Origin of the sequence: Sphingobacterium sp. 1.A.5 (genome assembly GCF_002734235.1) — a bacterium.
In the GTDB taxonomy this organism is placed as follows: Bacteria; Bacteroidota; Bacteroidia; order Sphingobacteriales; family Sphingobacteriaceae; genus Sphingobacterium; species Sphingobacterium daejeonense.
The window spans coordinates 1-12,098 of the sequence record NZ_PEBA01000002.1 but is presented as its reverse complement, the minus strand read 5'-3'; the positions used below and the strand labels follow the sequence as shown (position 1 = coordinate 12,098).

Below are 12,098 nucleotides of genomic sequence, written 5' to 3'. Positions count from 1 at the left end.
TAGAAGTGAGATATGAGATATGAGCATGGAGTAATTAAGCCTTCCTCCGGTCTCACATCTCAGATCTCAAATCTCAAATCTAATTAATATTTAGAAGCTAATTCTTTAGCTACTTTTTCTAATACATCAGTTAATTCATCTGAGAATTTACCAGCTTTTAATGCTGACAATACTTCTGGATGACGTTGTTCAAGTTGAGTTAAGTATTCTTCTTCGAAGTCTTTTACTTTATCAACTGGTACGTTACGTAATAAACCTTTTGTACCTGCGTAGATAATAGCAACTTGTTTTTCAACAGAAACTGGAGAATATTGACCTTGTTTCAAGATCTGTACGTTACGGATACCTTTGTCCAATACTGCTTTTGTAGCAGCATCTAAGTCAGAACCGAATTTTGCGAAAGCTTCAAGCTCACGGTACTGTGCTTGATCTAATTTCAAGGTACCAGCAACTTTCTTCATTGATTTAATCTGAGCATTACCACCTACACGAGATACCGAGATACCTACGTTGATCGCTGGACGGATACCTGCGTTGAACAAGTTAGACTCCAAGAAGATCTGACCATCAGTAATCGAGATTACGTTGGTAGGGATATATGCAGATACGTCACCTGCTTGAGTTTCAATGATCGGAAGAGCTGTTAATGAACCACCACCTTTAACTTTATCTTTTAAAGATTCAGGAAGGTCATTCATGTTTTTAGCGATTTCGTCAGAACTGTTGATTTTCGCTGCACGCTCCAATAAACGAGAGTGAAGGTAGAATACGTCTCCTGGATATGCTTCACGGCCTGGAGGACGTTTCAACAATAAAGACACCTCACGGTAAGCAACCGCTTGTTTTGACAAGTCATCATACACGATCAATGCAGGACGGCCTGTGTCACGGAAGTACTCACCGATTGCAGCACCCGCCATTGGCGCGTAGAACTGCATTGGTGCAGGGTCTGCAGCTGATGCAGAAACAATCACTGTGTAAGGCATAGCACCTTTCTCTTCAAGAGTACGAACGATATTCGCAACAGTAGAGTTTTTCTGACCAATAGCTACATATATACAGAATACTGGTTGTCCAGCATCATAGAATTCTTTTTGGTTGATAATCGTGTCGATACAAACTGCAGTTTTACCAGTTTGACGGTCACCAATTACAAGCTCACGCTGTCCACGTCCGATAGGAATCATGGCATCGATCGCTTTGATACCAGTCTGTAAAGGTTCAGTTACTGGCTGACGATAGATTACTCCAGGAGCTTTGCGCTCAATTGGCATTTCGAAAGTTTCACCAGCGATTGGTCCTTTACCATCGATTGGCTGTCCTAAAGTATTTACTACACGGCCTAACATACCTTCACCTACTTTAATAGATGCGATACGGTTAGTACGTTTGATAGTATCACCTTCTTTAATTTCATCCGATGCACCTAAAAGTACAACACCTACGTTGTCTTCTTCTAAGTTCATCACAATACCTTGTAGTCCGTTCGCAAACTCAACCAACTCTCCTGATTGAACTTTTGTTAAGCCGTAAATACGTGCAATACCGTCACCTACTTGCAATACGGTACCCACTTCTTCTAACTCGGCTGCTGACTTAAAGCCTGACAATTGCTCTCTTAGAATTGCCGAAACTTCATCTGGTCTTACCTCTATCATTGTTGTAATTCGTATAAGGGGTTTTTGATTCTATTTTATCTTGTTCTCAAGCGTAGGACTAAACTCCTTGGCTTTCGAAATGTCTCTCTAATTTGTTAAGTTTTCCTTGAATACTTGCATCGATCTGCTTGTCTCCAACTTTCACCACAAAGCCTCCGATCAAGGATTTGTCAACTTTGTTGGCCAAGATAACCTCAGCATTGATTTGTGAAGCGATTTCTTGTTTTAAAGCTTGAAGGTTAGCCTCCGACAATGGAGTTGCTGAAATCACTTCAGCATTGACGATACCTTTAACTTCGTTGTATTCACGGATAAACTCTAAGGCTGTAGCATAAACTAATTCAGCACGGCCCTTTCTCACCATGATATTGAAGAATTCCAATATCTCTGGCTTAACTTTATCTTGAAATAAAGCCTTCAAAATTGCAAGTTTCTTGTCCGTTTTGATAATCGGATTGTTTAGCACGGCCTGCAGTTCTGTATTCGATTTGATTACAGCTACCACATCACTCATGTCTGCCTTTACAGCATCCAGGTTTTGGTGCTCTTGCGCAAGGTCAATTAATGACTTTGCATATCTTGAAGCTACTTTGAAAACTGACATACGTTAATTTTTAATTCTTTAACCGATTAGTTTAATTTAACATCTTTCATCAAGTCAGCCACTAGAGCTTCTTGTTTACCTTGGTCTTCGAATTCTTTCGTTAATACTTTACGTGCAATGTCTAAAGATAAGGTAGAAACTTGGTTCTTCACTTCGGCTAAAGCTTTTAATTTTTGGTCTTCGATTTCACGTTTAGCTTGTTCGATAATCTTACCACCTTCAGCTTGAGCTACTTCTTTAGCCTCAGCAACGATCTTATCTTTCAATTGCTTAGCTTCTTTCAAGATTACGTCACGTTCTTCACGAGCTTGTTTCAACAAGTTTTCGTTCTCATTCGTCAAACGCGCCATTTCCAATTTAGCTTTCTCAGCAGAAGCCAAAGCATCTGTGATACCTTTTTCGCGTTCTTCTAAAGCATTTACAATCGGTTTCCAAGCAAATTTTCCCAACAAAAAGATTACGATCACAAGGATGATCAACTGCCAGAAAAATAACCCGAATGAAAAATCATGAATTAAAGCGTCCATTTATTTACGTTATTTATATTTTAAAATGTTTAATTTTTTGCTTTCTGTTAAATATAACTTGCAACCAACCGTTGCAAGTTATACCTAATTTTCTTTGTATAAGCTTAGCTTATTTACCTAATAGAAGAGCACCGAATGCTAAACCTTCCAATAAAGCGCCGATGATGATCATCGCTGTTTGAATTTTAGATGCTGCCTCTGGTTGACGAGCGATAGCTTCCATTGCAGAACCACCGATTTTACCTAAACCTAAACCAGCTCCGATAACGATCAAACCTGCTCCAATTAAATTGTACATAATGAAATTTATTTATAAAAATTTAACAAAAAATTCGATTAATGATGTGCGTGCTCCTCTACTGCCATCCCGATGAACAACGAAGACAACATCGTAAAGATAAACGCTTGTAAGAATGCTACCAATAACTCCAAGAAGAACAATAACAACGTTAGAAGTAAAGATACACTCACTGATCCCGCCACTGTCAACTGATGTTGCAATAAATAAACAACAGCAATTAGACCCATCACAACAGTGTGACCTGCCGTAATATTCGCAAATAAACGAACCATTAAAGAGAAAGGCTTAGTAAACATACCTAACACTTCAATCGGAGCTAGAACAAATTTGAATGGAACAGGAACTCCTGGCATCCAAAAAATATGTTTCCAGTAATCCTTATTCGCTTTGAAATTTGTAATAACAAATGTGAACAGCGCTAAACATAGTGTTACAGAAATATTACCTGTCACGTTTAACCCTAGTGGAGTTAATCCCAATAAGTTCAAAAGAAAAATTAAGAAGAATACCGATAGCAAGTACGGCATAAATTCTTTGTAACGGTGTCCGATGTTAGGAACAGCCATTTCATCACGTACATAAAGAACCAATGGTTCCAATGCACGACCTAACCCTTTAGGAACAACGTTAGGACCGTTTTTATAAGTTTTTGCCAAGCTAGTGAATGCAATAAACAACAACAATGCTGCTAGGATTAATCCCAAAACATTCTTGGTGATTGAGAAATCCCAAGGTTTTGCATTGGTTGGGTGGTGTTTATCATCATAGGTAATCGTACCTGCAGCATCAGTCTTGTAGATTTTGCTGTGGTACAATTTGTAATAATTACCATCTTTTTCAACTACTTTATTGCCATGGTCGAATTCTGCAGAAGAGAATACCTTCAGCCCACCGTCAATCAAAATCACCGGTAATGGAAAGCCAAAGCTTTTACCAGTTTTCGAGTTTGTGAAGAAATTAAAGTAATAATCATCCTTTAAGTGGTGCTGAATATGAGCGTTAATTTCCTCAGCACTAGAAGTTTCACCATGAGATTGTGCTTCTTCAGCAACTGAACGGAAAGGATTTACAGTAAACAAAATTACTGCGAATAATAAAAGTACTTTCTTAAGACTCACCATTTTAAAATAATGTTGAATTATGACAAATTTTGCGCAAAATTACAATTTTATTTGGCATAAATTCAGAATTGTTTAAACTTTTTAAAAATTTAGTTTTTCTTCTCTAGTTCTTGTTGATTTACAATGTAATATGCCGCAAAAGCATCATACACTAAATAAACAAAAAACACAACCAAGAAATTCAGTTCGATAAAATCATTTTCCAATAAATTTATACCATCGTGGATAAAGACATAACTCGCTACAGCTTTGAGTGTCATACCGACCAAAAAGGCAAATCCTACCTGCGGTGGCATGGCATAGTCTACCAATAACAAGATGATCACCATAACCATGGAAGAGATCGCCCCAAAGGTATACATACCTTCCAAGCTGAACCCCGACCCAATCCACCAATGATCCTGATCATTGTATTTCAAAACCGCATAATGACTTCCAAAACATACTCCAGTAACTGCAACTAAAACCAAAAGCAAAAGCAGGTATCTATTCATTTTTATTGATATAATTTACTTGTTTAATAAAATGGTATAACGAAACCACTACGCCTAACATGGTCAAACCCTTCATCCACCACTGCCCTCCTACTGCATATTTCTCATCAAGCCAGGTACCAAGCCAATAAAAAACATAGATGGTAACCCCCATCTGAATGGGCATGGAGGTAAAAACCAACCACTTGTTGACCTTCTTATTTGGTTTGTTATCTTTCAATCTGTGGCAGAAATGTTAAAAAACAAAGATAATTAAATATGGATAGGCTGATAATTTTACTGTCATTTTTTGAAAAATTATTCAAATATCCAACACATTGAATAAACAAATGACTTTTTAAAATAAACGAACGTAACAATTACTTAACCTCCAGGAATTTTTGAGCAATCCGGATCTGCGGATAATCAACTTTCATATCCATCAAAGTCCTGATCTCGGTAGCTGATGCTTCAGGATTTTTATTGATAATCTCCACAATCTTATGAAGCTCATCTTCAGCCATCAAATCGGTAGCCTCAATATCGGTTCCAATAAAATTGATCAGATGGCCATAAATCGTTCCTACAACCATGTCTCTCTTTTTCGCAATCTCTTCAATATCAGATCCGTCCATAAACATATCCAGCGATATCTGTTTTGTGTCTTTTTCCTTTTCTTCGACCTCCTTGACAAGGTCATCCTTTGGCTTGTTCCATTGCAATAACTCCTCGGTCAGCTCATCAGAGGATTTATTGAGAGCTTCAGCAATCGTTTGGCTATGCTTGAGTTGCTCATACTTTCTCTTGAAATCCAATAAGATACTCTTTAGAGTTGAAATATATTTCTTAGTTCTCTTCTTAACCCTCCATTCCTCAATATGCCTCTCCATCGGTTCTAGGCATTCTTTGCTGAATGTCGGAAGAAACCAACTGACGGCAGCATTGGATCTTTCACAGATCTTTTCATAATCGATCTCAGCTTGAGCCAGCATTTTGTATAGTTGTGTGATAAATTTGTTGGCCACCACTTCTTGCGCCCTTAATTTTGACAACAGGTCTTTCAAGAATTCAACTGCCTCTTCCTTGCCTTCAATCTTTTTCCCTTTTTGTTCTTCGATCAAAGATTCCAGCTCGTCGCACATATTGTTCCATCGGAAACTCTGCAACAAGATTTGGCCGAGATATCTCTTCTGAGCCTCCTGCAAAATGGGGTCAAGATCACTGATCGCAGACATATTCTTCATGAAATTCACCACTTGGAAATCAGTCCTAATTGCATAGGATGGAACTCTTGACCTTAAAACCAACCCCTCTAACCCAGTCAACCTACTCAATGCAACATACACTTGCCCAGCAGCAAAAGAAGTCCCTGCATCGATAATGGCCTTGTCAAAAGTCAATCCCTGGCTCTTATGGATGGTAATAGCCCATGCCAACCGGAGCGGAAATTGAGAAAAGGTACCAAGCACTTCCTCTTCAATCTTGTCGTCACCCTTGTTGTAGGAGTAGCGAATATTCTCCCAGGTCTCCCGCTTCACCTCCACATCTTCTTCACCATTCGGAAAGGAAACAATTATTTTATGCTTATCAATCTGTATATCTTTTACAGTCCCTATTTTTCCATTAAAATATCGTCGTTCCTCACCCACGTCATTCTTGATGAACATGACTTGCGCTCCTACACGAAGGCTTAATGTATCCTCCGCAGGGAATAAGCCATTTTGAAAATCATCCTTGATGATGGATTTAATTCTGTGCAACTTGGTATCCAAACTTTCCAATTTCTCCTGGTTGATTTGATCCGCCAAGCGATTATGGGATGTCAATGTGATGTATTGTTCGCCTGCCGGAGCAACGAAATCAGGCTTGTAATGCGCGTTCAAGGCTTCGAGGTCCTCATTCGCTGTTTCATTATTTCTGATTTTGTTGAGGATATCAATGAATGTACTGTCTTGCTGTCTGTATATTTTCTGTAGTTCTATCAGAACGGGTGGTTGCTGCTTGAAGACTTTGGCATCAAAAAAGAACGCACTTGAATAATAATCCCGAAGCACTTGCCACTCTCTATCCTGTACAACAGGAGGTAATTGGTACAAATCTCCTATAAACAACACCTGTACTCCGCCAAATGGTCTCATATCACGCCTTACGCTCTTGAGGATGACATCGATAGCATCTAGGGTATCTGCTCTTACCATGGATACCTCATCGATTACGAGGAGTTCTAATTCCTGTAGGATCGCTCTTCTGTTTTTTGTGAGTTTAATGGTACTGAAGAGACGGTGTTTATTGTATATGAACTGGTCTTTATCCTCCCAAGTCAGCGGGTAATCTTCGATAAATACACCAAAAGGCAACCAAAACAGGGCATGCAGAGTTGTTCCGCCTGCATTCATTGCTGCCACACCTGTAGGAGCAGTAATCGCCATTTTCTTGTAGCTGTTCTCACGGATAAACTTCAAGAAAGTAGTCTTCCCTGTTCCCGCCTTTCCGGTAAGGAAAATCGGTTGTTGGGTTTGATTCACAAATGCAACGGCTTTAGCAAAAATATCGTTTTGAGTATCGAATGATGGTGACATGGAGTATAAAGTTATTTTGCAAATATAGGGTAAAACATCCGTTTGTGTTTTTTATACGCTTGTATTAATACAAAAGTTATATTATCTTCACATAAGTAAATATAGTAACCATGACATATATAGATAAAAGCGAATTATTTCAAGAGATAGCAACAAAATTAACCGAGAAGGGTTTCAAGATCGAGAGTGAAGATCAAAACCGTCCTTGGGGAGGTTTCTTTGTTATCAATGAAGATCAGGCACAAGAATTTGCCAATGCATACTTCGAAGGAATGGACGTTCAAGACCTTAAAATATCAGGCAAGTTGAGTCCAAAAGTATTGATCGTTGGACCTAACAAGCGCTTATCATGGCAATATCATCACCGCCGCGCAGAAATCTGGAGGGTGATCCGTGGTGAAGTTGGCGTAGTTACCAGTCCTACAGACGAAGAACATGAATTAAAGATCCTGAAAGAAGGAGATTCCATCCGCCTATCTCAGGGTGAAAGACATCGTTTAGTGGGCTTAGGGTCGTACGGTGTCGTAGCCGAAATCTGGCAACATACAGACTCCGCAAACCCTTCCGACGAAGAAGATATCGTAAGAGTGCAAGATGATTTCGGTAGAGGAATCTAAAAATATAGCAACACAAAAATTAGAGGCTTAAAAAATAATTAAGCCTCTTTTTTTTTGGCCATTTTTCTGCTCTTACTCGACTCTTGTTCCACTCTCCTTCCACTCTCCTTCCACTCTCCTTCCACTCTCAGTCCTCTTTCAGTCCTCTTTCATTCGGACCTCGTTCGGACCTTGTTCGGGTGTTTTCCGAAGCAGCTCCGAACGAGGTCCGAACAAAGTCCGAACAAGAGACGAAGGAGAGTGGAACGAGGGAGGAAGGAGGTAGAAAGGAAAGGATATGAGATGTGAGATGTGAGATGTGAGATAGTAGGCATAAGACACAAGACATTAACCTACTGTGGATGAGCAGATTAAAGCCTAGAACCAAACTACCGGGTGGCTGGCGTAGCCGAATCGTGCGCTAGCTGTGCTAAAAATGGTTGGTGGGGACACCAACCATGGCTTCAATTTAGACACAAGACATTAGACATAAGACATTAGACTGTTTGAGAGCCGATGAACTTTTTTATCGCATGCCAAGCCCTAGATTGTTGATTTTCCAGGTTTTTATTAACAGGAAATGTGGATAAGTGTTTAATTAACAGGACGATGGAATTAGGGTTCCTTTTGGTAAATTTTAAGGATTGTTTATAGTATTGCTACCTTCTAAGTGAGGATTGTGATATAAATGTTCAAAAGTGTTGTGCAAAAGTCGATTATCTTTTTTATATTTTTGCGTTGGTTCAAAGAATATCGAAAATTTTATGACAGCATATAACGAAGATAGCATACGTTCCCTCGATTGGAAAGAACATATCCGATTGAGACCAGGGATGTATATTGGTAAGTTAGGGGATGGATCGGCCTATGATGATGGGATATATGTATTATTGAAAGAGGTGGTCGACAACTCTATCGATGAGTTTGTCATGGGAGCCGGAAAGATTATCGACATTACCGTAAATGAGAACAAGGTTACCGTAAGGGACTACGGCCGTGGTATTCCAATCGGCTCTGTAGTTGATGTTGTTTCCAAAATCAATACAGGTGGTAAATACGACAGCAAAGCTTTCCAAAAATCAGTAGGGCTAAACGGGGTTGGTACAAAGGCGGTAAATGCCTTGTCTAACCAATTTTCCGTTCAATCCTATAGACAGAGCGTCACTAGGATTGCTCAGTTCAGCAAGGGTGAACTGATTTCTGATGAGCAAAAAGAAACTACGCAGCGAAATGGAACTTCCGTTACGTTCTACCCTGATGACAGCATTTTCAAAAACTATAAATACAGACTAGAGTTTGTGGAGAACATGATCTGGAATTATGTATTCCTGAATTCTGGGTTGACCATAAACTTTAACGGTCAGAAATTTATTTCTGAAAATGGACTTAAGGATTTATTGGAGCGCAATGTGGACACTGAAGGCATGCGCTACCCTATCATTCATCTCAAAGGTGATGATATTGAAATCGCTATGACCCACGGTCAGCAATACGGAGAGGAATACTACTCATTTGTCAACGGTCAGCACACCACTCAAGGAGGTACTCACCAGGCAGCATTCCGCGAAGCGGTCGTTAAAACCATCCGTGAATTTTATAAAAAGGAATTTGATGCCTCAGATGTTCGTGCTTCTATTATTGGAGCAATTGCCATAAAGGTGCAGGAACCTGTATTCGAATCCCAAACGAAAACAAAACTTGGTTCACCTACAATTGGTCCAGATGGTCCAACGGTACGTACGTTCATCAATGATTTTGTGAAGAAAGCATTGGATGATTACCTGCACAAGAATCCTGCAACTGCAGATGCTCTACAAAAACGTATCCTTCAATCTGAACGTGAGCGCAAAGATATCGCAGGTATCAAAAAATTAGCCAATGAAAGAGCTAAAAAAGCTTCTCTACATAACAGAAAGTTAAGGGACTGTAAAGTTCATTTCAGCGATAAACATGAGCGTAACCTAGAGACTACCTTATTTATCACAGAGGGTGACTCTGCATCAGGTTCGATCACCAAATCACGTGATGTTTATACACAAGCTGTTTTTAGTTTAAAAGGAAAGCCCTTGAATTCATACGGATTAACGAAGAAAATCGTATATGAAAATGAGGAGTTTAACCTATTGCAGCATGCCCTGAATATTGAGGACGGAATCGAAGGATTAAGATACAATAATATTGTAATCGCAACGGATGCCGATGTCGATGGTATGCACATCCGTTTGTTGATGATGACTTTCTTCTTGCAATTTTTCCCTGACCTAGTTAAAGCAGGCCACGTATCTATTCTACAGACACCTTTGTTTAGGGTTCGCAACAAAAAAGAAACCATCTACTGTTATTCGGATGAGGAACGTGTCAACGCGATCAACAAATTAGGGGGCAAACCCGAGATTACCCGATTTAAAGGATTGGGTGAGATTTCACCTTCTGAGTTCGGGATGTTTATTGGTGAGAACATCAGATTGGAGCCGGTAATCCTTTCGAAAGATAATAAATTACCGCAGCTTTTAGAATATTATATGGGTAAAAACACCCCTGATCGTCAGGTCCATATCGTCAACAATTTACGTGTTGAATTGGATACCGAAGACGACATGGTCAAAACAAAAGAAGAATCTTCGACAGAAGAAGAAACTATGGAAGCGGTCCAAGAAGCCGTTTAACAATACTATTGGGGAGGAATTATTTTTCTCCCCATATTTTACATAACCTAACCTATAATGAACACTCAAACCTTAATACTCATCCAATGTCAGGATGCAGTAGGACTCGTTGCAATTATTTCCAATGTCTTGGCTGAACAAGAGTTAAATATTGTCACCATGCGTGAATTTGTTGATGAAACCAACAATAAATTCTTTGTGCGGGTGGTTTGTGCGGGTGAATTGTACAATAAAGAGGTTTTACATCAGGCTTTGACTGCCCGCCTTCCAGCGAATAGCCAGGTGATGGTCAATCCTGACCAAAACAAGCGCCTCGTCGTTCTAGTAACCAAAGAACACCACTGCTTGGCAGATATATTAGTTCGTCATTTCTTCAAAACAATGCAGGCAGAGGTCGTTGCCGTAATTGGTAACTATGACAACCTGCAAGAGTTCACCGAGAAGTTTGGCCTTCCGTTCCATTACATCAGCCATGAAAACAAGAGCAAGGAAGAATTTGAACAGGAATTGGCGGATACTGTTTCCTCCTACCCCAGCGATTATATCATCCTGGCAAAATTCATGCGCATTCTATCCCCTGATTTTGTATCTAAATTCAAGGGTAAATTAATAAATATCCATCATTCCTTTCTGCCAGCATTTATCGGTGCAAACCCATACAAACAAGCGCACGACCGCGGCGTAAAGATCATCGGAGCAACAGCACATTTTGTAACCGACGACCTCGATGAAGGTCCTATCATCGTCCAAAACACAAAATCCATTGACCACAGCTATGACGTTACCAAAATGCGAAACGCAGGTACCGAAATCGAAAAAGCTGTCCTCAGCAAAGCTATTCAGCTATTGTCAGAAGACAGGGTAATGCTGCACGGAAATAGGACGATTGTGTTTAAGTGAGATGTGGGATGTGAGATATGAGATGTGAGATAGAAAACGGGGGCTTATCTTGCGATGAGGGGAGGAATGTGTTGATATTTCATTTTGTATAATAGTGCCTTCCCTCCGAGGCGGTTTGGCGTAAAGATATGTGGCAGGTGGGGACACCAGCCACGGCAGTTCAACCCCAGAAGGGGTGTAACTATTATAGCAGGGACACCTGCCACGGCAGACCAACCCCAGAAGGGGTGTAACTATTATAGCAGGGACACCTGCCACGGCAGACCAACCCCAGCGGGGTGTAACTATTATAGCGAGGACACCTGCCACGGCAGACCAACCCCAGCGGGATGTAACTATTATAGCGAGGACACCTGCCACGGCAGACCAACCCCAGCGGGCAATGTCATTAAGTTAAGAAAAAAAGAAGGCCATAAATCACGTAAATGTTTAATTTTGAATTCACTACTAAACAAATCTAAACAACCGCGTTTATGGCCGATGTAAAAATAGCACTTAAAATCGTCTCAGACCTAAAAAATTTTATTTCTATCTGTTTAACAGACCCTCTGCTGCTCAATCTTTTCAGGAATTCCAAAACCCATTTCACCCGGGACCGGAAGCTCAATTTCGAGAGATTGGTCCTGCTGATCGCCAAGATGTGCAAGCGGACCCTCTCTGTCGAACTGGAAGG

General features: G+C 40.1%; 11 protein-coding genes. 3 read left to right on the top strand and 8 right to left on the bottom strand.

The window, feature by feature from the left end; all coding sequences use genetic code 11:
* Nucleotides 1-83: 83 nt before the first annotated feature.
* From atpA to CRT24_RS01595, 8 genes are all read right to left on the bottom strand, one after another.
* Nucleotides 84-1,658 (bottom strand): F0F1 ATP synthase subunit alpha, encoded by a 1,575-nt coding sequence (gene atpA, locus CRT24_RS01630; protein WP_099369518.1) that lies wholly within the window; start codon nucleotides 1,656-1,658, stop codon nucleotides 84-86.
* A gap of 58 nt (nucleotides 1,659-1,716) precedes the next feature.
* Nucleotides 1,717-2,262, bottom strand: a complete 546-nt coding sequence (gene atpH, locus CRT24_RS01625; RefSeq protein ID WP_099369517.1) for an ATP synthase F1 subunit delta — start codon at nucleotides 2,260-2,262, stop codon at nucleotides 1,717-1,719.
* Nucleotides 2,263-2,288: 26 nt separating this feature from the next.
* Nucleotides 2,289-2,789, bottom strand: a complete 501-nt coding sequence (locus tag CRT24_RS01620) for a F0F1 ATP synthase subunit B (protein ID WP_099369516.1) — start codon at nucleotides 2,787-2,789, stop codon at nucleotides 2,289-2,291.
* A 109-nt stretch (nucleotides 2,790-2,898) separates the two neighbouring features.
* On the bottom strand, nucleotides 2,899-3,087 hold the full coding sequence (atpE, locus tag CRT24_RS01615; RefSeq protein WP_021188666.1) for an ATP synthase F0 subunit C: 189 nt from the start codon (nucleotides 3,085-3,087) through the stop codon (nucleotides 2,899-2,901).
* 38 nt (nucleotides 3,088-3,125) lie between these two features.
* Nucleotides 3,126-4,211 (bottom strand): F0F1 ATP synthase subunit A, encoded by a 1,086-nt coding sequence (gene atpB / locus CRT24_RS01610; protein ID WP_099369515.1) that lies wholly within the window; start codon nucleotides 4,209-4,211, stop codon nucleotides 3,126-3,128.
* Nucleotides 4,212-4,300: 89 nt separating this feature from the next.
* Complete coding sequence (locus CRT24_RS01605; protein WP_099369514.1) at nucleotides 4,301-4,705, bottom strand: hypothetical protein; 405 nt, start codon at nucleotides 4,703-4,705, stop codon at nucleotides 4,301-4,303.
* The gene (locus CRT24_RS01600; RefSeq protein WP_232046251.1) at nucleotides 4,698-4,925 is read right to left on the bottom strand and encodes an AtpZ/AtpI family protein; all 228 of its coding nucleotides are present in this window, start codon (nucleotides 4,923-4,925) and stop codon (nucleotides 4,698-4,700) included. Before CRT24_RS01600 ends, CRT24_RS01605 begins: the two co-directional genes overlap by 8 nt.
* A 139-nt stretch (nucleotides 4,926-5,064) precedes the next feature.
* Nucleotides 5,065-7,263 (bottom strand): helix-turn-helix domain-containing protein, encoded by a 2,199-nt coding sequence (locus CRT24_RS01595; protein WP_099369513.1) that lies wholly within the window; start codon nucleotides 7,261-7,263, stop codon nucleotides 5,065-5,067.
* Between the two features lie 110 nt (nucleotides 7,264-7,373).
* Here CRT24_RS01595 and CRT24_RS01590 point away from each other — a divergent pair, with 110 nt between their 5' ends.
* From CRT24_RS01590 to purU, 3 genes are all read left to right on the top strand, one after another.
* Nucleotides 7,374-7,880, top strand: coding sequence for a phosphoheptose isomerase (locus CRT24_RS01590; RefSeq protein ID WP_099369512.1), 507 nt, complete (start codon nucleotides 7,374-7,376; stop codon nucleotides 7,878-7,880).
* A 743-nt stretch (nucleotides 7,881-8,623) separates the two neighbouring features.
* Complete coding sequence (locus CRT24_RS01585) at nucleotides 8,624-10,525, top strand: DNA topoisomerase IV subunit B (protein WP_099369511.1); 1,902 nt, start codon at nucleotides 8,624-8,626, stop codon at nucleotides 10,523-10,525.
* A 57-nt stretch (nucleotides 10,526-10,582) separates the two neighbouring features.
* On the top strand, nucleotides 10,583-11,425 hold the full coding sequence (gene purU, locus CRT24_RS01580; protein ID WP_099369510.1) for a formyltetrahydrofolate deformylase: 843 nt from the start codon (nucleotides 10,583-10,585) through the stop codon (nucleotides 11,423-11,425).
* The last annotated feature ends 673 nt before the right edge of the window (nucleotides 11,426-12,098 follow it).

Coding starts and splice junctions, on each gene's coding strand:
- atpB (WP_099369515.1), bottom strand. CDS start 4,211: ATGGTGAGTCTTAAGAAAGTACTTTTATTATTCGCAGTAATTTTGTTT.
- CRT24_RS01585 (WP_099369511.1), top strand. CDS start 8,624: ATGACAGCATATAACGAAGATAGCATACGTTCCCTCGATTGGAAAGAA.
- CRT24_RS01590 (WP_099369512.1), top strand. CDS start 7,374: ATGACATATATAGATAAAAGCGAATTATTTCAAGAGATAGCAACAAAA.
- CRT24_RS01595 (WP_099369513.1), bottom strand. CDS start 7,263: ATGTCACCATCATTCGATACTCAAAACGATATTTTTGCTAAAGCCGTT.
- atpA (WP_099369518.1), bottom strand. CDS start 1,658: ATGATAGAGGTAAGACCAGATGAAGTTTCGGCAATTCTAAGAGAGCAA.
- CRT24_RS01620 (WP_099369516.1), bottom strand. CDS start 2,789: ATGGACGCTTTAATTCATGATTTTTCATTCGGGTTATTTTTCTGGCAG.
- atpH (WP_099369517.1), bottom strand. CDS start 2,262: ATGTCAGTTTTCAAAGTAGCTTCAAGATATGCAAAGTCATTAATTGAC.
- atpE (WP_021188666.1), bottom strand. CDS start 3,087: ATGTACAATTTAATTGGAGCAGGTTTGATCGTTATCGGAGCTGGTTTA.
- CRT24_RS01605 (WP_099369514.1), bottom strand. CDS start 4,705: ATGAATAGATACCTGCTTTTGCTTTTGGTTTTAGTTGCAGTTACTGGA.
- purU (WP_099369510.1), top strand. CDS start 10,583: ATGAACACTCAAACCTTAATACTCATCCAATGTCAGGATGCAGTAGGA.